This is a genomic window from Nocardioides pacificus, assembly GCF_054775955.1.
Genome location: NZ_BAAHCI010000015.1, coordinates 985981 through 1005712 on the forward strand (window position 1 = coordinate 985981; position 19732 = coordinate 1005712).

Below are 19732 nucleotides of genomic sequence, written 5' to 3' on the forward strand. Positions count from 1 at the left end.
CTCAGGCGGCGCGGCAGTCGGGGCAGGTCCCGAAGATCTCCAGCGTGTGGCTCACCTCGGAGAAGCCGTGCCGTGCCGCCACCGACGAGGCCCACCGTTCGACGGTCGGCCCCTCGACCTCGACGGTCGCCCCGCAGCCGCGACACACGAGATGGTGATGGTGGGTCTGCGAGCAGCGCCGGTAGGACGCCTCGCCGTCCTCCGAGCGCAGCAGGTCGACCTCGCCGCGCTCGGCCAGGCGCTGCAGCGTGCGATAGACCGTGGCCAGGCCGACCTGCTCGCCCCGTCTGCCGAGCAGCTCATGGATCTCCTGGGCCGAGCGGAAGTCCGAGCACGCCTCGAGCGCCTCGATGACGGCGCGCTGCTGACGCGTGGGTCGTACGGCGGGCGGGTCAGTGCTCGTCATAGTGCCCACCCTGCGGTGCGTGGCGGTGCCCGTCGTGGAGATAGTCCACGTGGTCGCCGTGCTCCACGGCGGGATGGCCGCAGCCGTCGCCGTGCACGTGAGGGTGCGCCTCGGCGGGGCCGGCGCCCTCCTCGCCGGGGAGCGAGGGGAACGGGGTGCGGACGCGCTGGCGTCGGCGCAGCCAGACGCCGAGGGGCCAGGTGACGATGAACCCGCCCAGCGAGAGCAGCACGATCGTCGGGCCCGTGGCGACGCGGGCGTCGTGCTCGAGACCGAGCCAGGCCGCGAGCAGGAGGCCGCCAAGGGCGGCGGCGGCCCCGAGGACCGTGGCCACGCCGAGCGTGGAGCGGAACGAGCGCATCACCTGCTGCGAGGTGGCCACCGGCACCACCATCAGCGCCGAGACCAGGAGGAGGCCGACCGTGCGCATCGCGACGGTCACGGTCACCGCAGCGAGCACGGCCACCAGCAGGTTGTAGGCCCGCACGTTGAGTCCGGCCACGCGCGCGAACTCCTGATCCTGGGCCACGGCGAACAGCTGGGGGAGCAGACCGACCCCCAGGGCCACGACCGCCAGCGAGAGCACGACCGTGAACCACACGTCGGTGTCGCTCAGCGACGTCAGCGACCCGAACAGGAACTGGTTGAGCCGCGACGCGCTCTCGCCGCCGAGTCCGGTGAGCAGGACACCGCCGGCGATGCCGCCGTAGAAGAGCAGCGCGAGCGCGACGTCGCCGTTGGCGTGCCCTCTCTCACGGATGATCTCGATGAGTGCGGCACCGAGGATGGCCACCGCGACAGCGGTCCAGGTCGGCGAGGTGCCCGTGATCAGGCCCAGTGCGACCCCGGTGACAGCGACGTGACCGAGGCCGTCGCCCATCAGCGCGAGACGGCGCTGGACCAGGTAGGTCCCGACGACCGGTGCGGCGAAGCCGGTGAAGAGCGCGGCGACGAGCGCGCGCTGCATGAACTCCAGGGAGAGCAGGTCGATCATCGGACGTGGTCCTCGGGGTCGGCGGGGTCGAGCGGAGAGCCGACGTGGGGCGTGTGGTCGTGGCGGGCGGCCACGGGGTGGTGATGACCGAGCTGGCCCATCTCGTGCAGAGCGTGGTGGTGGACGTCCTCGGGGCTGACCGGGACCCCGTCGTAGGCGATCCGACCGTCGCGCATCACCACGGCGCGGTGCACCAGCGGTGCGAGCGGGCCGAGCTCGTGCGCGACGAGCACGATCGTCGCGCCGCGTCCCGAGAGCACCTGCAGGGCGTCCGCCAGCGCCAGCTGGTTGGGCAGGTCGACGCCCGCGGTGGGCTCGTCGAGGAAGAACAGCTCCGGCTCCCCGGCCAGGGCGCGGGCGATCAGCACCCGCTGCTGCTGACCGCCGGAGAGCGTGGAGACCCCGTCGCGAGCGCGGTCGGCGAGGCCCACGACCTCGAGCGCCTCGGCCACGGCGCGCCGGTCGGCGGCGTTCATCGGGCGCAGCAGCCGGCGGCGGGTGAGGCGACCGGAGGCGACGACCTCGGCGACCGAGGTCGGTACGCCGCTGGCGGCGCCGGGCCGCTGAGGCACGAAGCCGACGCGCTGCCACGCCTTGAAGGTGCGCAAGGGGGTCCCGAAGAGACGGGCCTCGCCGCTGGCCAACGGGCGCAGACCGGTCATCGCGCGCACGAGCGTCGACTTCCCGGACCCGTTGGCCCCCATCAGGGCGACGAACTCACCCGCGCCGACCGTCAGGTCGATGCCGCGCAGGATGGGGCGGCCGGCGATCACGACGCAGCCCTCGCGGACCTCGACGACCGGTTCGGCGGGGGGATCTGTGAGGGGGCCCGCGGCGGCGGGGAGGGGAGAGTCGAGGCTCAACAGCCGTTCGCCTCCTGCAGGGCGGTCAGGTTCGCGCGCATGAGGGAAACGTAGTCCTCTTCGCTGGTCTGGTCCGAGAGTCCCTCGACCGGGTCGAGCACGTCGGCGTCCACGCCCACGTCGGAGGCGAGCGTCTCGGCGGTCTTGGGGCTGACCAGGCTCTCGGAGAAGACGGTGGTGATGCCCTCCTCGCGGATCAGCCGCTGCAGCCGGTCCAGGTCGGCGGCGGTCGGCTCGGCATCGGGGGAGAGGCCCACGATCGGCTCGAGGTGCAGCCCGTAGCGCGCCAGGTAGCCGAAGGCGTCGTGGTTGACGACGACCAGGTCGCGCTCGCACGAGGCGAGCCCCGACTCGTAGGCGGCGTCGAGGTCCTCGAGGTCGGTCCGCAGCGCGGCCGCGTTGGCGGCGTAGTCGTCGGCGTGCTCGGCGTCCAGGTCGCTCAGCTCCTCGGCCACCGCGTCGGCGAGGTCGGCCATCCGAAGGGGGTCGAGCCAGAAGTGCGGGTCGTCGTCGCCGTGGTCGTGCCCATCCTCCTCCTCGTGCGCCTCGTCCTCGTGCTCGTCGGAGTGTGCCTCGTCGGAGTGCCCCTCGTCGGAGTGCTCGGCGAAGGGCTGGAGGCCCACGACGTCGCCCACCTCGAGAGTGGCGCCCCCGGCGTTCTCCTCCACGGCGGCGTCGACGGCCGGCTGGAAGTCCTCGAGATAGAGCACGAGGTCCGCGCCCGCCAGCTCGGCGGTGTCCTTGATGGCCAGCTCGAGGTCGTGGGGCTCGCCCCCGGGCGTCGTGAGGTTGGTGACGCTGGCGTGCTCTCCGGCCACCTGCTCGGCGACGTACGCGAGGGGGTAGAACGCGGCGGCGACCTCCGGGCCGTTCGTCGCGCCCTCGTCCGACGACGAGCCGCACCCGGCCAGCAGGAGGGCGGTGCCAACGGTGAGGGCGCCGGTGCGCAGAAGGGGGAGGCTCATGAGAACGATTCTCAGCAATATGAGAATGATTGTCAATTCGAAGGCTGTCTCTGGTCGGTGTCGGCGCCGCCGTCGACTGCGGATGGCTACGGTGGGCGGATGCTGGTCGTGAACAGGTTCCGCGTCGAGGCGGAGCGCGCCGAGGAGTTCCGTCGCGACCTGGAGGCCGCGCATGCGCTGCTCGCGGCCCGGCCCGGCTATCTGCACGGCACCGTGGGTCGCAACGTCGACGAGCCGGCGCTCTGGGTGCTCACCACGCAGTGGGAGCACGTCGGCGCCTACCGCCGCGCGCTCTCGTCGTACGACGTGAAGGTGGGGGCCGTCGCGCTGCTCGCGCAGGCCCTGGACGAGCCGTCCGCCTACGAGGTCGTGGTGCCCGGAGGCGACGTCAACACCGCGGTGACCCGCTCGCTAGGCTGAGCGCTTGCGGTCGGCAGCCAGCCGGCCGGTCCCGATCCCCCAGGAGCAGTCCCGTGGCCAAGCCGCCCGCGTCCATCGTCGATCACGTCGTGTCCCTCGCCAAGCGCAGGGGCTTCGTCTACCCCTGCGGCGAGATCTACGGCGGCACCCGCTCGGCCTGGGACTACGGACCGCTCGGCGTCGAGCTCAAGGACAACATCAAGCGCCAGTGGTGGAAGGCGATGGTCCAGGCCCGCGAGGACGTCGTCGGCCTCGACTCCAGCGTGATCCTGCCCCGCCAGACGTGGGAGGCCAGCGGTCACGTCGACACGTTCAACGACCCGCTGACCGAGTGCCAGTCGTGCCACAAGCGCTACCGCGCCGACCACCTGCAGGAGGCCTACGCGGAGAAGAAGGGGCTCGACGACCCCGACGCCGTGGACTTCAAGGACATCGCCTGCGCCAACTGCGGCACCCGCGGCGCGTGGACCGAGCCGCGCCAGTTCTCCGGCATGCTGAAGACCCACCTCGGCGTCACCGAGGACGAGAGCGGGCTGCACTACCTGCGTCCCGAGACCGCGCAGGGCATCTTCCTCAACTTCGCCAACGTGGTCACCTCGAGCCGGCGCAAGCCGCCCTTCGGCATCGCGCAGATCGGCAAGAGCTTCCGCAACGAGATCACCCCGGGCAACTTCATCTTCCGCACCCGCGAGTTCGAGCAGATGGAGATGGAGTTCTTCGTCAAGCCCGGGGAGGACGAGGAGTGGCACCAGTACTGGATCGACGAGCGGACCCGCTGGTACACCGACCTGGGCATCGACCCCGATAACCTGCGCCACTACGAGCACGCGCAGGAGAAGCTCAGCCACTACTCCAAGCGCACCGTCGACATCGAGTACCGCTTCCGTTTCGCCGGCTCCGAGTGGGGTGAGCTCGAGGGCGTCGCCAACCGCACCGACTTCGACCTGAAGACGCACTCGCAGCACTCGGGCCAGGACCTGTCCTACTTCGACCAGGCCAGCAACGAGCGCTACACGCCGTACGTCATCGAGCCGGCGGCCGGCCTCTCACGCAGCCTGATGACGTTCCTCGTCGACGCCTACACCGAGGACGAGGCGCCCAACACCAAGGGCGGTGTCGACACCCGCACCGTGCTGCGCCTCGACCGGCGCCTCGCGCCCGTCAAGGTCGCGGTGCTCCCGCTGTCGCGCAACGCCGACCTCTCGCCCAAGGCGAAGGCGCTCGCCACCGAGCTGCGGCAGAGCTGGAACGTCGAGTTCGACGACTCCGGCGCCATCGGCCGCCGCTACCGCCGTCAGGACGAGATCGGCACGCCGTACTGCGTCACCGTCGACTTCGAGACCCTCGACGACAACGCCGTCACCGTGCGCGAGCGCGACTCGATGAGCCAGGAGCGGATCAGCCTCGACGGCATCTCGCGCTACTTCGCCGAGCGTCTGCTGGGCTGCTGACCGGTGAGCGGCGCCCCGCGTGGGGCGGCTCGGCCAGGGGTGACGTCATGCACAATGACGCCATGACGTCGCCCCTGCCTCGTGGAGCCACCCCGTCGCGGGTCGTCCGCCTCGCCGCCGCAGGGCTCGCCGCCCTGCTCGTCCTCAGTGCCTGCTCCGACGGCGACGACGAGTCGAAGGCGGACTCCTCGGCGGAGGCGAGCGAGACGGTCTCGGCCTACCCCGAGGCGCCCGAGGGCGTCGAGCTCACCGAGCCGGGCTCGGAGCTGACGCTGGGGGAGCCGGCCGTCGTGGCCTGGGAGCCGCGCGCCGACACCACCGGGGCGCTCTCGCTGACGCCGCAGAGCTTCGAGAAGGCGACGATGAAGGCCTTCGCCGGCTGGAAGCTCGACGAGACCACGAAGCGCTCCACGCCCTACTACGTGCACGTCTCGGTCGAGAACGTCGGCGAGACCGACCTGGGGGGCGTGCCGGTCCCGCTCTACATCGTGGACGCCTCGGACACGCTGATCCAGCAGTCGACGTTCCAGAGCGAGTTCGCCCCGTGCTCCAGCACGACGCTGCCCGAGAAGTTCCCTGCCGGCGCGACGGCCGAGATGTGCCTGGTCTACCTGGCGCCCTTCCGCGGGGTGCTGCAGGCGGCCAGCTTCCGGCCGACCCAGGCCTTCGACCCGATCACCTGGATCGGGGACGTGACCGACGCCGAGGCGCCCGCCAAGGGGCGCAAGGGTGCCAAGAAGGCCGGGAACCAGGGCGACAAGGGCCGCAAGAAGGGCTGATTTGGGTGCGCCGCGGGTGCGCCGGACAATAGGCGGCATGCCTGAGCTGCCCTCCTCGCTGACCCTGGGGTCGCTGCGCGTCGCCACCCCGGTCGTCCTGGCACCGATGGCGGGCATCACCAACGCGGCCTACCGGCGGCTGTGCGCGGAGTTCGGCGCCGGGCTCTACGTCTGCGAGATGATCACCAGCCGCGGCCTGGTCGAGGGCGACGCCGTCACCAAGTCGATGCTGGTCTTCGACGAGCTCGAGACCGTGCGCTCGGTGCAGCTCTACGGCACCGACCCGATCTATGTCGGCAAGGCGGCCGAGATCCTGTGTGCCGAGTACGGCGTGGCGCACATCGACCTCAACTTCGGCTGCCCGGTCCCGAAGGTCACCCGCAAGGGTGGTGGGGGTGCGCTGCCGTGGAAGCGGGGGCTGCTGGGCGACATCCTCGAGGCGACCGTGCGCGCCGCCGCGCCGTACGACGTGCCGGTGACGATGAAGACCCGCAAGGGCATCGACGAGGACCACCTGACCTATCTCGACGCCGGGCGGATCGCGCAGGAGAGCGGCGCCGCGGCGATCGCGCTGCACGGTCGGACGGTGGAGCAGGCCTACTCCGGCCAGGCGGACTGGGAGGCGATCGCCCGGCTCGTCGAGCACGTGGACATCCCCGTGCTCGGCAACGGCGACATCTGGGAGGCCGCCGACGCGATCCGGATGGTGGAGGAGACAGGCGCCGCCGGTGTGGTCGTGGGGCGAGGCTGCCTCGGGCGGCCGTGGCTCTTCCGCGACCTCGCCGCCGCGTTCGCCGGGGAGCAGGTCGCCACGCTGCCCACGCTCGGCGAGGTGCGCGCGATGATGCGACGCCATGCCGAGCTGCTGTGCCAGCACATGGGGGAGGAGCGGGGCTGCAAGGAGTTCCGCAAGCACGTGTCGTGGTACCTCAAGGGCTTCCCCGCCGGTGGTCCGCTGCGCCACGCGCTCGCGCTCATCGACAGCCTCGCCTCCCTGGACGTGCTGCTGGCCGAGCTCGATCCCGACGCCCCCTATCCGGTCGCCGAGCTGGGCTCGCCGCGCGGGCGGCAGGGCTCCCCGCGCAAGCGGGTCGCCCTGCCCGACGGATGGCTCGACGACACCGACGGTCGGGGTCAGACGCTGCGGGAGGACGCCGGCGAGACCTCGGGTGGGTGACTCGGAACACGGCCTGTGAGGGGGGCCCGAATGCTGCACGCCCCCAGCGAATGTGTTTCACTCGCATCTGCGCCCAGGTCGTTCCATCCCCGTTTCCCGGGCGTTCCCCCGACAGCAACAGCAAAGGATCAGCGCTGTGGCAAACAGCCACAAGCGGGACACCGTTGCCCGCCGTAAGCCCACTGCAGCACTCGTGGCAGCGCCCATCGCGGTGCTCGCAACCATCTCCGCCGTCAGCCTCGGCGTCCTCGGCAACAATCCTGCCCCCAGCGACAACGTCTTCCGTGCCAGCAGCTCCCTGAGTGACGTGACCGACCGCGAGGTCGTCTCGCGCGCCAGCGGACGCGGGGCCCTGCTGCCCGCCGACGCCGCCGCGGTCGAGGAGGTCCGTCAGGACAAGGCCGCCCGCAAGCGCGCCCGCGCTGCCAAGGCCGAGGCCGCCGCCCGTGCCGCCAAGGCCGAGGCCGCGGCCACCCGCAAGGCCGTCTTGCAGGCGGACACCGAGCTGTGGACGACCGAGAACCTCAACCTTTGGGACGCCCCCGGCGAGGACGCCCGCCAGCTCGGCGTCGTCGACGCCGGGGAGAAGGTGCTGGTCACCGGGCGCGCCGAGTCCGGCCGCGAGGAGATCGTCATCAAGCGGACGGCCTTCTGGGTCACCGCCGGCTACCTCTCCGACGAGGAGCCCGTCGAGGGCATCGGCGGCGAGTGCACCAACGGCACCGCGGTCGCGAGCGGCGTGAGCCCGAACGTCTCCGCCGTCCACCAGGCCGTCTGTGCCGCGTTCCCCGAGATCACGACGTACGGAACCTTCCGAAGCGACGGCGAGCACAGCCAGGGCCTCGCCGTGGACATCATGGTCAGCGGCGACCGCGGCTGGGAGGTCGCGGAGTTCGTCCGCGCCAACTACGCCGAGCTCGGCGTGTCCTACCTGATCTACGCCCAGAAGATCTGGTCCGTCGAGCGTGCCGGCGAGGGCTGGCGCTCGATGTCGGACCGCGGCTCGTCCACGGCCAACCACTACGACCACGTGCACGTCACGACGTACTGATCCGGGGTCGGCTCCTGTGCGTTTCACGAGTTAACTCGTGAAACGGTCACTTCCCACGTGAAGGTTCATGTGGGAAGTGACCGTTTCGTGTTGGGAGTACGACGCCAGCCGGCGCCGCGCGCCGTACGTCGTGCGAGCCCGCCACTCGGGTAGACCTGATCTCGTGAGCGACATCCTGCTGATGGGCGATCCCCGCGTCTCCGGCACCCCGGTCAGGGAGTGCGGCGAGGCTCTGGTCGACGTGCGCACTGTCCCGGACCTCCGGCTGGCCGCGCTCAAGGTCGACGAGTCGGGCGCCTACGCCCATCTCCGCAGCAGCCTGGTCACCCGCCTGCTGGAGCGCAGGCCCTGCTCCCCGACGACCACCGGCTGCTCCTCGTCGAGGGCTACCGCCCGGACGCCCTGCAGCGGCACTACTTCGACAGCTACCGCCGTGAGCTCCTGGTCGACGACCCCGACCTCGAGCCCGCGGAGAGTCACCGGCTGGCCAGCCGCTACGTGTCGCCTCCCGGGGTCGCCCCGCACGTCAGCGGCGCGGCCATCGACCTGACGCTGGTCGGCCCCGCGGGGGAGGAGGTCGACATGGGCACGCCCATCAACGCGACGCCCGAGGAGAGCCAGGGCGCGTGCTACTTCGCAGCCCCGGGTCTCAGCCCCGAGGCGCGGCGGCACCGCCGGCTGCTCGCGGATGCCCTGGTGGCCGCTGGGCTGGTCAACTACCCCACCGAGTGGTGGCACTGGTCGTACGGCGACCGCTACTGGGCCCGGCTCACCCACCGGCCCGCTGCCATCTACGGCCCAACCGCGCCTGCTCCCGGCGACCTCAGCGCAGCCGGAGCAGACGCTTCTTCCTGAGGTTCTCGCGCACGATCCACGTGACGTCGGGATCGTCGTCCTCCTCCAGCTGCGCGAACGCCTCCAGCCCTGGGGCTGGGTCGGCGGCGACAGCGACGCTCCAGCAGAAGCCGAGCGCCTTGCGCAGCGTGCGCACATCGTGCTCGCGACGAGTCAGCTCGGGCCGCTCGGCCAGCGAGCACGTGATGCGGCGGCACACCTCCACCGCCGCCGCGGCGGCCTGCGCCGTGTCCAGCAGGCGGGGCTCGCAGATGCCCGTGGCCGCGGCGCGCTGCACGAGGGGATCGGGGTCGTCCGCCCAGGCGAGGACCACCTCGATCAGCCGCGGCAGGTCGTCGTCCCCGAGACGCTGCAGCGCCATCGCCACTGCCTCTCGGACCCGCCAGCGCTGGTCACGGGCATGACGGTGCAGCCGGGGGAGCAGGTCCTCCGGGCTCGCCGCAGCCAGCGAGCCGAGGCCGCGCACGCCGCAGAACGTGAGGTACTCGTCGTCGGTGTCGAGGAGGCCGTCGAACAGGGCTCGGTCGCCGAGCTCGGCGACGGCAGCGGCCAGCTCCAGGTTGGCGCGGGGGCCGGGCAGTGCCGAGTGCTCGGTGAGATAGCCCGGCCATGCGGACGGGTCGATCGCGGCCAGCTCGCAGCGGTAGTCCTCGGTCCTGCCCATGTCGTGCCACGCTAGGGACTCGACCGTCCCGGGCGCAGGGGCCGAAGGTCATGGAGCCTCGCGACGCCCGTGTCGGTGCCCAGGACTAGGGTCACGGGCGATGGACTACCTGGAGCTGTACGACGCGACCTCGCGCGAGCGCGTCGTCGAGGAGCCGCCCAAGCGGGTCGACGCGCCGATCCGCACCGCCTTCGAACGCGACCGCGCCCGCGTGGTGCACGCGGCCGCGAGCCGACGCCTGGCGGGGAAGACCCAGGTGGTCGGGCCCCAGTCCGACGACTTCGTCCGCAACCGACTCACCCACAGCCTCGAGGTGGCCCAGGTCGGCCGTGACCTGGCGCGCGCCCTGGGGTGTCACCCCGACATCGTCGAGACCGCGGCGCTCGCCCACGACCTGGGCCATCCGCCGTTCGGGCACAACGGCGAGCAGGTGCTGGCCGAGCTGAGCACCGACTGCGGCGGCTTCGAGGGCAACGCCCAGACGTTCCGCCTGCTCACCCGGCTCGAGGCCAAGACGTTCGCCGGCGACGGTCCGGGCGCCGCGTCGGTGGGGCTCAACCTGACCCGGGCCACCCTCGACGCGTGCACGAAGTACCCCTGGCCCCGCAGCGCCGCCGAGCCGCCGACCGGCATGCACGCCGACGGCTCGCCGCGCTTCGTGGTCAAGTTCGGTGTCTACGACGACGACCGGCCGATCTTCGACTGGATGCGCGCCGGTGTCGAGGGGACCGCCCGCTGCCTCGAGGCGCAGGTGATGGACCTCGCCGACGACGTCGCCTACTCGGTGCACGACGTGGAGGACGGCATCGTGGCCGGCCGCATCGACCTCACGGTGCTCGACGCCGAGCGTCACGACGTGTGGCAGACGGTCCGCGACTGGTACGTCCCCACCGCCGACGACGCCACCCTCGACACGATCCTCGCCGGTCTGCAGACCCAGGGCAGCTGGCCGCGCGCGTCGTACGACGGGAGCCGGCGCGGCCTGGCCGCGTTGAAGAACCTCACCAGCGACCTCGTGGGCCGGTTCTGCGGCAGCGTCCAGGCGGCGACCTGGGCGGCGGGCGACGGCCCGTTCGTCCGCTACCGCGCCGACCTGGTGGTGCCCGAGACGACCCGTCTGGAGATCGCCGTGCTCAAGGGGATCGCGGCTCACTATGTGATGCGTGCCGACGACCGGGTGGCGCTGATGGAGCGTCAGCGTCAGCTGATGGCCGAGCTCGTCGAGACGGTCTGGAGCCGAGCGCCGCAGACCCTGGAGGGGCCCTTCGCCGGCGACTGGGCGGCGGCGGGCGACGACGCCGCCCGACGGCGCGTGGTCATCGACCAGGTCGCCTCGCTGACGGACGCGAGCGCCCTCGCCTGGCACGAGCGCCTCTGCACGTAGTCTCGGCCAGATGAGCGAACCCCTCGTCTGGCTGCCCTTCGACCCCGCCCTCCTCGGTGACGTGCCGCAGGGCCTGCGCTACGAGGTGGTCGACCCGGCCGAGCACGTTCCCGACAGCGTGACCGAGGTCGAGCTCTACGTGACGCCCTACCGGATGAGCAGCGACGTCGGTGACGTGCTGCCCCGGATGACCAGCCTCAAGGCGGTGCAGACGCTGTCGGCCGGTGTCGACAACGTGCGGGCCAAGGTCCCCGCCGGCGTCACCCTCTGCAACGGACGCGGGATCCACGACACGTCCACCGCCGAGCTGACCCTGGCCCTGATCCTCGCCTCGCTGCGTGGTCTCCCCGACTTCGTGCGCGCCCAGGACCGGTCGGCCTGGGAGCCGCGCTGGAGCGAGTCGCTGGCCGACAAGACGGTGCTGCTGGTGGGCTACGGCGCGATCGGTCAGGCCATCGAGCGCCGGGTCCGGGCCTTCGAGGCCGACGTCGTCCGGGTCGCCCGCACCGCCCGCGAGGGAGTACACGCCTTCGAGGAGCTCCTGGACCTGCTGCCGAGCGCCGACGTCGTCGTGCTCATCGTGCCACTGACCGACCAGACCCGGGGGCTGGTCGACGCGGCCTTCCTGGCCCGCCTGCGCGACGGCGCCCTCCTGGTCAACATGGCCCGCGGCGCCGTGGTCGACACCGACGCGCTCCTCGCCGAGCTGCACACCGGGCGGATCACTGCCGCGGTCGACGTGGTCGACACCGAGCCGATGCCCGCCGACCACCCTCTCTGGGACGCGCCCGGACTGCTGGTCTCACCCCACGTCGGCGGCGCCAGCAGCGCGATGTGGCCGCGCGCCCACCGCCTGGTGCAGGCCCAGCTGGCCCGCTTCGCGGCGGGGGAGCCGCTCGCCAACCAGATGACCGTGGACTACTGATCGGGCCTGCTGGCCTGGCTGTTGTGGAGGCCGGGTCCGCCCCGCCCAGCTGAGCCGTAGACTCCGCCTGTGGTTGGGAAGATCCGCGATGAGGACATCGCCGAGGTGCGGGAGAAGGCGCGCATCGACGAGGTCGTCTCCGACTACGTCACGCTCCGCAACGCCGGCGGCGGCTCGCAGAAGGGCCTGTGCCCCTTCCACGACGAGAAGTCCCCGTCGTTCCACGTCACGCCCGCCCGGCAGTTCTGGCACTGCTTCGGCTGCAACGAGGGCGGCGACGTGATCGCCTTCCTGATGAAGATCGACGGTCTCGGCTTCGTCGAGGCGATCGAGAAGCTCGCCGACAAGTACGGCGTGCAGTTGCGACGCGAGGAGGGCGACGAGGCCGCCCAGCGCCCCAAGGGCCCACCGCGCACCCGTCTGGTGGAGGCCAACCGGATCGCCCAGGAGTTCTACGCCGACCAGCTCGCGACGCCCGACGCCCTGGTGGCGCGCCAGTTCCTCGGCGGCCGCGGCTTCGACCAGCAGGCGGCCGAGACCTTCGGCGTCGGCTTCGCCCCCCGTGACGGAGAGGCGCTGCTGCGCCACCTCCGGCAGAAGGGCTTCCGCGACGAGGAGCTCGTGATCGCCGGGCTCGTCGCGCAGGGACGCAGCACCTACGACCGGTTCCGTGGCCGGCTGCTGTGGCCGATCCGCGACGCGAGTGGCGACACCATCGGGTTCGGCGCGCGACGGATCTTCGACGACGACCGCATCGACGCGAAGTACCTCAACACCTCCGAGACCCCGATCTACAAGAAGAGCCACGTGCTCTACGGCCTCGACCTGGCTCGTCGCGACATCGCGCGCAGCTCCCAGGCGGTGGTCGTCGAGGGCTACACGGACGTGATGGCCTGTCATCTGGCCGGGGTGAAGACCGCGATCGCCACCTGCGGCACCGCCTTCGGGGACGACCACGCGCGGGTGCTGCGCCGCTTCATGCACGACCACGAGGAGTTCCGCGGCGAGGTGATCTTCACCTTCGACGGCGACGCGGCGGGTCAGAAGGCCGCGCTGCGAGCTTTCGCCGGCGACCAGAACTTCGTCTCCCAGACCTACGTCGCCGTCGAGCCCGACGGCATGGACCCCTGCGACCTCCGCCTGGCCCAGGGCGACGCCGCGGTCCGCGAGCTGGTCGCCAAGCGGGTGCCGCTGTACCGCTTCGTGCTCACCAACATCGTCAGCAAGTACGACCTCGACCGGGCCGACGCCCGGGTCGACGCCGTCCGTGAGGCCGCCCGCCTCGTCTCGAGCGTGCGGGACCGCTCCAAGGTCGACGCCTTCGCCCGGGAGATCGCCGGAATGGTGGGGGTCGACGTCGAGCAGGCTCGCTCGGAGGTGAAGCGCGCCCAGTCGCGCGGACGCTCCGAGCCACCCGAGCAGCGCTCCAGCCGCGCCTCGACGCCTCCGGCAGAGTCCGCCCAACCGCCGCGGCGTCAGCTCCCCGACCTGCGCGACCCACGCTTCTCCCTGGAGCGCGAGACGCTCAAGCTCGTCATCCAGCACCCGGCCCAGGTCGGCGCGGTGATCGGCGACGTCGCCGACAACGACTTCACCCACCCGACCTACCGCACCGTCTGGCAGGCCGTGCACGCCTCCGGGGGGCCAGCGGCCGGCACCAGTGACCCCGGGTGGGCCTCGAAGGTGCGTGACAGCGCAGCCGACCCCGAGGCGGCCGCCGCGATCAGCGCACTGGCGGTCGAGCCGCTGCTGCGCGAGCCCGACGCGACCTACGTCGCCGCCCACGTCTACCGGCTCCAGGAGCTGACCGCCATGCGCCGCATCGCCGATCTCAAGTCCCGCCTCCAGCGGACCAACCCCGTGGATCACGCGGTGGACTACAACCGCATGTTCGGCGAGCTGGTGGCGCTCGAGCAGCACCGACGCAGCCTGCGTGAGCTCGCGATCGGGGCGTCGTCGTGATCCGCCGCCGCGAGCGACCCGACGTGGTGCTGCCTGCGGGGGAGAAGGCCCTCGCCTGGGCCGCCACGCCGGACGGACGATTCGTGGTGGGCACCCGCGACGCCGTCTATCTGCCCGCCGACTCCGAGGTGGCCCCCGGGCAGGACGCCGTCCGCATCCCCTGGGAGGACGTCGAGGGCGCCGACTGGGACGCCGACGGCTCACGGCTGCGGGTCACCGAGGTCGGCAGCTGGGGCACCGTCCGTCCCGACCACCGGCTCGAGCTCACCGATCCGGCGCTGCTCCTGCAGTTGGTGCGCGAGCGGGTCACGGCGAGCATCGTGCTCCAGCGCCGGGTGAGCGTCGAGGGCCGCAAGGGCCTGGCGGTGATCGCGCGCCGCGCCCCGCGCGGGGACCGGCCGATGCGCTGGTTCTTCGAGTACGACGAGGGGGTGGACCCCGAGGACCCCGCCGTGGCGGAGCTCGCGACCCAGGCGCTGGCCGACGCGCGGTCCGAGGTCGGCGACCTCTGAGGACCAGGTCCAGCTCGGGTCGCGTCTGAATTCGGGGGCCGATTTCGCTTGGACCGACGCTCTTGCTAATGTTTCCACGCTGCCTAGCGGTCCCCTGTAGCTCAACTGGCAGAGCATTCGGCTGTTAACCGGAGGGTTGTTGGTTCGAGTCCAACCGGGGGAGCACCTGAAGGGCCTCTGACCTGCGGAAACGCAGGTCAGAGGCCCTTTGTCCTGCTCGACCTGGGGGGCGCCGGACGAGGTCGAGTCCCGCCGTACGCTCGTCTCATGCGCTTCAGAGGGCTCGCCGTAGCCGTGCTCGCGTGCCTCGCTCTGGCCGGGTGCGGAGAGAGAGCGACGAGCACCCCCGCAGACAAGCCCTTCGCTCTCCCGGTGGGGCCGTCCGAGTGGGACGTCGCCGTCCCCGCGTGGTTCCACGAGGGCACGCTCCAGGTGGGGGAGCAGACCCTGCAGCTCGGCGACCGGGTCGACCAGTTCGTGCTCGGTGCCACCGGGGTCTACTGGATGCGGGGCCACACGCTGATGTTCACCAGCGCCGCGGGCAGCACCCAGGAGGTGCGTGACCTCGGGCAGAGCAACATCGCGGTCTCCGCGGACCGGTCGGTGCTCGCCGTCGTCGACCAGTCCCGCGGCCCGACCGACGACTACGGCACCCACGTCGTCCAGGTCGCTGCGTTCGACACCCGCACCGGCGAGCAGCTCTACCGCACCCCTGACGAGGAGCCTGATCCCGGCGAGGACCTGGCGGTCCTGTACGGCGAGATCATGCCGTTGCTGCACGGCGTGAGCGAGGAGCGGATCTTCTTCGACGGCTCCTCCATCCAGCTCGACGACGGGTCGATCATCCCGGCGACGAAGGACCCCGACAGCATCGACGTCTACGAGGGCTATGCCGAGACGCTCTTCACGGACGGCTTCCACGTGAGCATCCGCGGTGCGGGCGCACATCGTGAGCTGGCGGAGTCCTCGATGCTCGCGTCGGGGCGGCTCTCCCCGGACCGCAGCACGATCCTCGACGTCGGCGTGTGGCCCGCTCGCGCCGTGGCGTACGACGCGGACACGGGCGAGCAGCGCCGCATCCGCGCGTCCGGGCGGCACTTCACCTTGGCCGGGTGGGTCGACGAGGACACCTTCTATGGTGCGGCGGAGCACATCGACCCCAGCCACGCCGACAACGTCCTGCGGGCGCGTCGGGTCGTCACGTGTGAGGTGCGGACCTTGGCATGCACCCCCGTGAGCCCGGTCCTCGCCACCGAACGCGACGGGCAGGGGCGGATCCCGACGCTCCTGCTGGAGGGCACGAGCGGAGGGCTGTGAGCCCGGTCCGGCCCTCCGTGGGCTGTCACGATCCCTTCCGGGCGGCCCGCACCAGCCCGCCGCCGATGATCAGGCGCTGGATCTCGCTGGTGCCCTCGTAGAGCCGCAGCAGGCGAACGTCGCGGTAGAGCCGCTCGACCGGGACCTCCCGCATGTAGCCGGATCCACCGTGCACCTGCACCGCGAGATCGGCGGCCTTGCCGGCCATCTCCGTGCAGAAGAGCTTGGCGGCCGAGGGGGCGATGCGGCGGTCCTCGCCGGTCACATAGAGCCGCGCGGCCTCACGGGCCATCGACCGGCCGGCGAGCACGCCGGTCTGCTGATCGGCGAGCATGGCCTGGACCAGCTGGAAGTCCCCGATCGGGGTGCCGCCCTGGGTGGCCGTCACCGCGTGGGCGACGGACTCGTCGAGGGCACGCTGGGCACAGCCGACGGCGAGTGCGGCGATGTGGATCCGCCCTCGTGCCAAGGAGGTCATCGCGGCGCGGTAGCCCACGTCACCGTCTCCGCCGACGAGCGCCTCCGGGCCGACGCGGACCCCGGCGAGGCTGACCTCGGCGGTGCGTGAGCCTTCCTGACCCATCTTGGCGTCCGTGACGCCGACCTCGACCCCGGGCGTGTCTGCGGGGACGAGGAAGACCGCGATGCCGGTGCTGGTCTCCGAGGCCGGTGCCGTGCGCGCGAAGACGACGAACAGGGCGGCCGTCGGAGCGTTGGTGATGAACTGCTTCGACCCGTCGATCACCCACCCGTCACCCTCGGGGGTGGCGGTCGTGCGCAGGCCGGCCGGGTTGGACCCCGCGCCGACCTCGGTGAGCGCGAAGGAGGCGACCACCTCGCCCGACGCGATCCGAGGCAACCACTGCTCCTGCTGCTCCTCGGTGCCGAAGCCGACGAGCACCTGGCCGGCGATCCCGTTGTTGGTGCCGAACATGGACCGGAACGCGAGCGAGGTGTAGCCCAGCGCCATCGCGATCTCGACGTCCTGGACCAGATCCAGCCCCAGGCCGCCCCACCGCTCGGGGATCGCGTAGCCGAAGAGTCCCATCTCGCCGGCCTGTCGGCGCAGGTCGTCGGGGATCGCGTCGGTGGACATGATCTCCAGCTCGCGCGGGACGACGCGGTTGCGGACGAAGTCGGTGACCTGGTGCAGGACGTCGGTGAAGACGTCGTCGGGGACTTCGGGGTTGCCGGTATACATGGCGACGACTATCCGTCGGGTGATCGTCGCCTGTCCACAGGACCGGCGTCAGACGATGCCCCGCACGAGGTGCTCCGCGAGCCGGTGCAGCTCGGCTCGGTTCACCGTGCCCCGCGCGTTGGCCCCCGCGATGCGGTCGAACAGGACCCCGTCCGTGCAGGCCACCAGCCAGCCTGCCTGCTCCTCGGGATCCTCGGCCCCCAGATCGGCGAGCACGGAGGCGATGCGCCCCCGGATGGCCGTGCCGCCCTGGTACAGGGCCTGGGCGAGCTCGGGGCGTCGTACTGCCTCGAGCGAGAGCTCGAAGCGAGCAAGGTGTCGATCGCGGTGGTCGGTCAGCCACCGGTGAAGCACGTCGCCCAGTGCCCGGGCCAGCGACGCGGTGTCCCCGGCGCGCAAGACGTCCTCGAGGAGGGAGACGTCCTCCAGGCTCTGGTCGAGGAGCCCGGTCACGCAGGCCTCGAGCAGTGCGCTGCGCGAGCGGAAGTAGTAGGACGTCGACCCGGCCGGGAGACCGGCTGCAGTGTCGACCGCTCGGTGTGTGAGTCCCCGTGCGCCGTCGCTCGCCAGCACCTGGAGCGCGGCACCGGCGATCGTCGTACGGCGGTCGGGGGTCATGGGAGCACCGTAGCGCCATCCTCTACCGACGTAGAGTTTGCATGGGGTCTCTACGTCTGTAGAGTCCGGGCATGACCTCGATCGACCGTCCCAGGGCCAGCGTCGTCGGCGCCGGAGTCGGCGGCCTCGCCTCGGCCCTGGCGCTCTCTCGGGCGGGGTGGGAGGTGGAGGTGCTCGAGCAGACGGCGACGATCGGCGACGCAGGTGCAGGCATCGCGCTCGGCCCCAACGCGGTGCGGGCGCTGCTGACACTGGGAGTCGGTCAGGAGGTGCTGGCCGGGGCGCAGGCGCTGCAGGGGACCGCACTGCGCGCTCCCGGCGGCCGTTGGCTCTCCCGGGTGACGTCCGAGCCGATCGCCTCTCCCGAGAGGGCGCCGACGGTGGGCGTCGTGCGCGCTCAGCTGGTCACGGCGCTGGCGGACGCGCTCGGCCGCGAGCGGATCCGGGTGGGCTGTCCGGTGCAGGACCCGGCGTCGCTGGAGGCGGACCTCGTCGTCGGCGCGGACGGCATCCACTCCGCCGTCCGCCGGGAGTGGTGGCCCGCAACGCCGTTGCGCTACGCCGGCTACACGGCCTGGCGGGCTCTCGTCCCGGGGGTGGAGGCCGGGGCCGGGGCAACGTCGGCGGACGTGGTCGCCACGGAGACGTGGGGGCGCGGCGAGCGCTTCGGGATCGTGCCGGTCGGTGGGGGACGGCTCTATCTCTACGCCACCGCCCGGATGCCCGCCGGCACTCGCGTCGAGGACGAGGTGGCGGAGCTGCGCACGAGGTTCGGACGCTGGCACGAGCCCATCCCGCAGCTGCTGGAAGCGTTGACCGGCCAGGCGGTGCTGCGGCACGACGTCCACGACATCGGCGTTCCAGCCATCCTGCACCGCGCCGGGACGCCTGCGGTGGTGCTCGTGGGCGACTCCGGGCATGCGATGGAGCCGAACCTGGGCCAGGGGGCCGGGATGGCGCTGGAGGATGCCGTGGAGCTGGCGCACTGGCTCAGCGTCGAGCCCTCGAGAGAGCAGGCTCTCGCTCGCTACAGTCACGCTCGTGTCCCGCGGGTCCTCGCCCTGGCTCGTCGCTCGCGGCAGGTCGGACACGTGGCGCAGCTTCAGCATCCCGTCCTCGCCGGTGTCCGCAACGCGGCCGTGGCACTGACACCCGCGCGAGTCGCTCTCAGCGCCGCTGCCCGCGTCGCCGCCTGGCAGCCACCTCGATGAGCGTGGTGTCGGAGAGGCCGGCTGGTCAGCTGGACACGTAGGTCCGGGACCACCAGTGCGCCCCGTTGTCCTCGGCCCGTCGCCAGCCGTCGGCCCGCAGCTCTCGGTCGAGCACGTCGAGGCACTCCTGTGCCGTCTCGATCCAGGCATTGGGTCGGTGCAGGTCGTCGAGATCCTGGAGCCTCATGACCGGGAAGGTCGCGCCGGTGAACTCGTGGTCGCTGGCCCTGTGTCGTGTGCCAGGAGGGCGCGCGACGAATCGACACTGTGCGCTGCCGAAGGAACCACTCAGGGTGTTGGCCAGGGCCCGGAGCCAGGAGTGCTCGCCCAGCTCTTCGAGGTGGACTTCGAGGGCCTGCTCGCTGCTCATGTGCATGTCCTGATGTGTCGGGAGAGCCGGGGCGGCGTGGCGCCCGAAACGGCGCCTGGAGGTGCCGGGCGGGTCCGCGAGGGGCCCCGTCCGGCACGGGTGGATCGGCCGCTCAGGCGTGGCCGATCGTGTGGTGGTGCCCGGCGATGGGCAGCGCCCCGGCGTGGTCCATCACCTTGACGGCCCACACCACGAGGATCGAGCCCATGAAGCAGGCCAGCAGCACCTCCGCAGCGGCCGTCTCGGCCAGTGCGAGAGCTGCCGCCCCCAGGGCCAGTGATGCCACGGCGAGCGCGATCTCCATCTTGTCCGCGCGGTCGACGGTGTCACCGCGCTCCATCACCAGGTAGGCGACGACGCCCAGCACCAGTCCGATGGCGGCCATGCCGCGCTCGTCCTGGACGAACGGCATCTCGCCGCTGATCAGGAAGCCGACGTAGGGCACGGCGACGGCGACCACGAGGACGGTCGCGACGAGGTCCTTCGTCTTGAGCCTCATTGTCTTCACCTCCTTCCTACTCACGCTCCCCACATTGCGCAGGCGGCCGGGGGGACGCCAGAGGCGAAAGTCCACGCGAGGTGAGGCCTTGCCGGCCCACCCCCGGCT

Annotated in this window: 21 protein-coding genes and 1 tRNA gene; 13 read left to right on the forward strand and 9 right to left on the reverse strand. The window is 71.8% G+C overall.

Annotation, left to right across the window (positions count from 1 at the left end; genetic code table 11):
* Position 1: 1 nt before the first annotated feature.
* Genes ACYU7L_RS23210 through ACYU7L_RS23225 form a run of 4 tightly spaced genes read right to left on the reverse strand, consistent with a single transcriptional unit; the run spans position 2 to position 3228 of the window.
* On the reverse strand, positions 2 to 406 hold the full coding sequence (locus tag ACYU7L_RS23210; RefSeq protein ID WP_460801619.1) for a Fur family transcriptional regulator: 405 nt from the start codon (positions 404 to 406) through the stop codon (positions 2 to 4).
* On the reverse strand, positions 393 to 1400 hold the full coding sequence (locus ACYU7L_RS23215) for a metal ABC transporter permease (protein WP_460801622.1): 1008 nt from the start codon (positions 1398 to 1400) through the stop codon (positions 393 to 395). The genes ACYU7L_RS23210 and ACYU7L_RS23215 overlap by 14 nt, the downstream gene beginning before the upstream one ends.
* A complete protein-coding gene (locus ACYU7L_RS23220; protein ID WP_460801624.1) occupies positions 1397 to 2263 on the reverse strand; it encodes a metal ABC transporter ATP-binding protein in 867 nt (288 codons plus the stop codon). The genes ACYU7L_RS23215 and ACYU7L_RS23220 overlap by 4 nt, the downstream gene beginning before the upstream one ends.
* Complete coding sequence (locus tag ACYU7L_RS23225; RefSeq protein ID WP_460801626.1) at positions 2260 to 3228, reverse strand: metal ABC transporter substrate-binding protein; 969 nt, start codon at positions 3226 to 3228, stop codon at positions 2260 to 2262. The genes ACYU7L_RS23220 and ACYU7L_RS23225 overlap by 4 nt, the downstream gene beginning before the upstream one ends.
* A gap of 99 nt (positions 3229 to 3327) precedes the next feature.
* Between ACYU7L_RS23225 and ACYU7L_RS23230 the strand changes: the two genes are divergently transcribed.
* The 6 genes from ACYU7L_RS23230 (at position 3328) to ACYU7L_RS23255 (ending at position 8961) form a co-directional block, all read left to right on the forward strand.
* Positions 3328 to 3648, forward strand: coding sequence for an antibiotic biosynthesis monooxygenase family protein (locus ACYU7L_RS23230; RefSeq protein WP_460801627.1), 321 nt, complete (start codon positions 3328 to 3330; stop codon positions 3646 to 3648).
* A gap of 53 nt (positions 3649 to 3701) precedes the next feature.
* On the forward strand, positions 3702 to 5099 hold the full coding sequence (locus ACYU7L_RS23235) for a glycine--tRNA ligase (RefSeq protein WP_460801629.1): 1398 nt from the start codon (positions 3702 to 3704) through the stop codon (positions 5097 to 5099).
* Between the two features lie 62 nt (positions 5100 to 5161).
* Positions 5162 to 5878 (forward strand): hypothetical protein, encoded by a 717-nt coding sequence (locus tag ACYU7L_RS23240; RefSeq protein WP_460801632.1) that lies wholly within the window; start codon positions 5162 to 5164, stop codon positions 5876 to 5878.
* Between the two features lie 37 nt (positions 5879 to 5915).
* Positions 5916 to 7055 carry a tRNA dihydrouridine synthase DusB gene (gene dusB, locus ACYU7L_RS23245; RefSeq protein ID WP_460801634.1) on the forward strand — a complete coding sequence of 380 codons (1140 nt, stop codon included), beginning with the start codon at positions 5916 to 5918 and terminating at the stop codon, positions 7053 to 7055.
* 136 nt (positions 7056 to 7191) lie between these two features.
* The gene (locus ACYU7L_RS23250; RefSeq protein WP_460801636.1) at positions 7192 to 8106 is read left to right on the forward strand and encodes an SH3 domain-containing protein; all 915 of its coding nucleotides are present in this window, start codon (positions 7192 to 7194) and stop codon (positions 8104 to 8106) included.
* A 219-nt stretch (positions 8107 to 8325) separates the two neighbouring features.
* The gene (locus tag ACYU7L_RS23255) at positions 8326 to 8961 is read left to right on the forward strand and encodes a M15 family metallopeptidase (protein ID WP_460801637.1); all 636 of its coding nucleotides are present in this window, start codon (positions 8326 to 8328) and stop codon (positions 8959 to 8961) included.
* On the opposite strand, the gene ACYU7L_RS23260 is transcribed toward ACYU7L_RS23255, so the two are convergent.
* On the reverse strand, positions 8930 to 9625 hold the full coding sequence (locus ACYU7L_RS23260) for a HEAT repeat domain-containing protein (protein WP_460801639.1): 696 nt from the start codon (positions 9623 to 9625) through the stop codon (positions 8930 to 8932). The genes ACYU7L_RS23255 and ACYU7L_RS23260 overlap by 32 nt on opposite strands.
* A gap of 100 nt (positions 9626 to 9725) precedes the next feature.
* Between ACYU7L_RS23260 and ACYU7L_RS23265 the strand changes: the two genes are divergently transcribed.
* The 6 genes from ACYU7L_RS23265 (at position 9726) to ACYU7L_RS23290 (ending at position 15725) form a co-directional block, all read left to right on the forward strand.
* The gene (locus ACYU7L_RS23265) at positions 9726 to 11009 is read left to right on the forward strand and encodes a deoxyguanosinetriphosphate triphosphohydrolase (protein ID WP_460801641.1); all 1284 of its coding nucleotides are present in this window, start codon (positions 9726 to 9728) and stop codon (positions 11007 to 11009) included.
* A 10-nt stretch (positions 11010 to 11019) separates the two neighbouring features.
* The gene (locus ACYU7L_RS23270; RefSeq protein ID WP_460801645.1) at positions 11020 to 11934 is read left to right on the forward strand and encodes a 2-hydroxyacid dehydrogenase; all 915 of its coding nucleotides are present in this window, start codon (positions 11020 to 11022) and stop codon (positions 11932 to 11934) included.
* 69 nt (positions 11935 to 12003) lie between these two features.
* Positions 12004 to 13896, forward strand: a complete 1893-nt coding sequence (dnaG, locus tag ACYU7L_RS23275) for a DNA primase (protein WP_460801647.1) — start codon at positions 12004 to 12006, stop codon at positions 13894 to 13896.
* Complete coding sequence (locus tag ACYU7L_RS23280) at positions 13893 to 14408, forward strand: hypothetical protein (RefSeq protein WP_460801651.1); 516 nt, start codon at positions 13893 to 13895, stop codon at positions 14406 to 14408. Before dnaG ends, ACYU7L_RS23280 begins: the two co-directional genes overlap by 4 nt.
* 90 nt (positions 14409 to 14498) lie before the next feature.
* Positions 14499 to 14571, forward strand: a tRNA-Asn gene (locus tag ACYU7L_RS23285).
* 104 nt (positions 14572 to 14675) lie between these two features.
* Positions 14676 to 15725, forward strand: coding sequence for a hypothetical protein (locus ACYU7L_RS23290; protein ID WP_460801654.1), 1050 nt, complete (start codon positions 14676 to 14678; stop codon positions 15723 to 15725).
* A 25-nt stretch (positions 15726 to 15750) separates the two neighbouring features.
* Here ACYU7L_RS23290 and ACYU7L_RS23295 read toward each other — a convergent pair whose 3' ends face one another.
* Together ACYU7L_RS23295 and ACYU7L_RS23300 are read right to left on the reverse strand one after the other, a co-directional pair.
* Positions 15751 to 16926 (reverse strand): acyl-CoA dehydrogenase family protein, encoded by a 1176-nt coding sequence (locus ACYU7L_RS23295; protein ID WP_460801657.1) that lies wholly within the window; start codon positions 16924 to 16926, stop codon positions 15751 to 15753.
* 48 nt (positions 16927 to 16974) lie between these two features.
* The gene (locus ACYU7L_RS23300) at positions 16975 to 17544 is read right to left on the reverse strand and encodes a TetR/AcrR family transcriptional regulator (RefSeq protein WP_460801659.1); all 570 of its coding nucleotides are present in this window, start codon (positions 17542 to 17544) and stop codon (positions 16975 to 16977) included.
* Between the two features lie 71 nt (positions 17545 to 17615).
* Between ACYU7L_RS23300 and ACYU7L_RS23305 the strand changes: the two genes are divergently transcribed.
* The gene (locus ACYU7L_RS23305) at positions 17616 to 18755 is read left to right on the forward strand and encodes an FAD-dependent monooxygenase (protein ID WP_460801662.1); all 1140 of its coding nucleotides are present in this window, start codon (positions 17616 to 17618) and stop codon (positions 18753 to 18755) included.
* Between the two features lie 25 nt (positions 18756 to 18780).
* Here the strand turns inward: ACYU7L_RS23305 and ACYU7L_RS23310 are convergent, their stop codons facing one another.
* A complete protein-coding gene (locus tag ACYU7L_RS23310; protein WP_460801664.1) occupies positions 18781 to 19125 on the reverse strand; it encodes a hypothetical protein in 345 nt (114 codons plus the stop codon).
* A 112-nt stretch (positions 19126 to 19237) separates the two neighbouring features.
* Entirely contained in the window at positions 19238 to 19624 is a 387-nt protein-coding gene (locus ACYU7L_RS23315) for a hypothetical protein (RefSeq protein ID WP_460801667.1), read from the reverse strand.
* Positions 19625 to 19732 lie beyond the last annotated feature (108 nt).

Excerpts from the sequence above, each read along its gene's own strand:
- ACYU7L_RS23265 (WP_460801641.1), top strand. The coding sequence starts at position 9,726 with ATGGACTACCTGGAGCTGTACGACGCGACCTCGCGCGAGCGCGTCGTC.
- dusB (WP_460801634.1), top strand. The coding sequence starts at position 5,916 with ATGCCTGAGCTGCCCTCCTCGCTGACCCTGGGGTCGCTGCGCGTCGCC.
- ACYU7L_RS23270 (WP_460801645.1), top strand. The coding sequence starts at position 11,020 with ATGAGCGAACCCCTCGTCTGGCTGCCCTTCGACCCCGCCCTCCTCGGT.
- ACYU7L_RS23310 (WP_460801664.1), bottom strand. The coding sequence starts at position 19,125 with ATGAGCAGCGAGCAGGCCCTCGAAGTCCACCTCGAAGAGCTGGGCGAG.
- ACYU7L_RS23300 (WP_460801659.1), bottom strand. The coding sequence starts at position 17,544 with ATGACCCCCGACCGCCGTACGACGATCGCCGGTGCCGCGCTCCAGGTG.
- ACYU7L_RS23240 (WP_460801632.1), top strand. The coding sequence starts at position 5,162 with ATGACGTCGCCCCTGCCTCGTGGAGCCACCCCGTCGCGGGTCGTCCGC.
- ACYU7L_RS23315 (WP_460801667.1), bottom strand. The coding sequence starts at position 19,624 with ATGAGGCTCAAGACGAAGGACCTCGTCGCGACCGTCCTCGTGGTCGCC.
- ACYU7L_RS23290 (WP_460801654.1), top strand. The coding sequence starts at position 14,676 with ATGCGCTTCAGAGGGCTCGCCGTAGCCGTGCTCGCGTGCCTCGCTCTG.
- ACYU7L_RS23225 (WP_460801626.1), bottom strand. The coding sequence starts at position 3,228 with ATGAGCCTCCCCCTTCTGCGCACCGGCGCCCTCACCGTTGGCACCGCC.
- ACYU7L_RS23295 (WP_460801657.1), bottom strand. The coding sequence starts at position 16,926 with ATGTATACCGGCAACCCCGAAGTCCCCGACGACGTCTTCACCGACGTC.
- ACYU7L_RS23260 (WP_460801639.1), bottom strand. The coding sequence starts at position 9,625 with ATGGGCAGGACCGAGGACTACCGCTGCGAGCTGGCCGCGATCGACCCG.
- ACYU7L_RS23305 (WP_460801662.1), top strand. The coding sequence starts at position 17,616 with ATGACCTCGATCGACCGTCCCAGGGCCAGCGTCGTCGGCGCCGGAGTC.
- ACYU7L_RS23215 (WP_460801622.1), bottom strand. The coding sequence starts at position 1,400 with ATGATCGACCTGCTCTCCCTGGAGTTCATGCAGCGCGCGCTCGTCGCC.
- ACYU7L_RS23210 (WP_460801619.1), bottom strand. The coding sequence starts at position 406 with ATGACGAGCACTGACCCGCCCGCCGTACGACCCACGCGTCAGCAGCGC.
- ACYU7L_RS23230 (WP_460801627.1), top strand. The coding sequence starts at position 3,328 with ATGCTGGTCGTGAACAGGTTCCGCGTCGAGGCGGAGCGCGCCGAGGAG.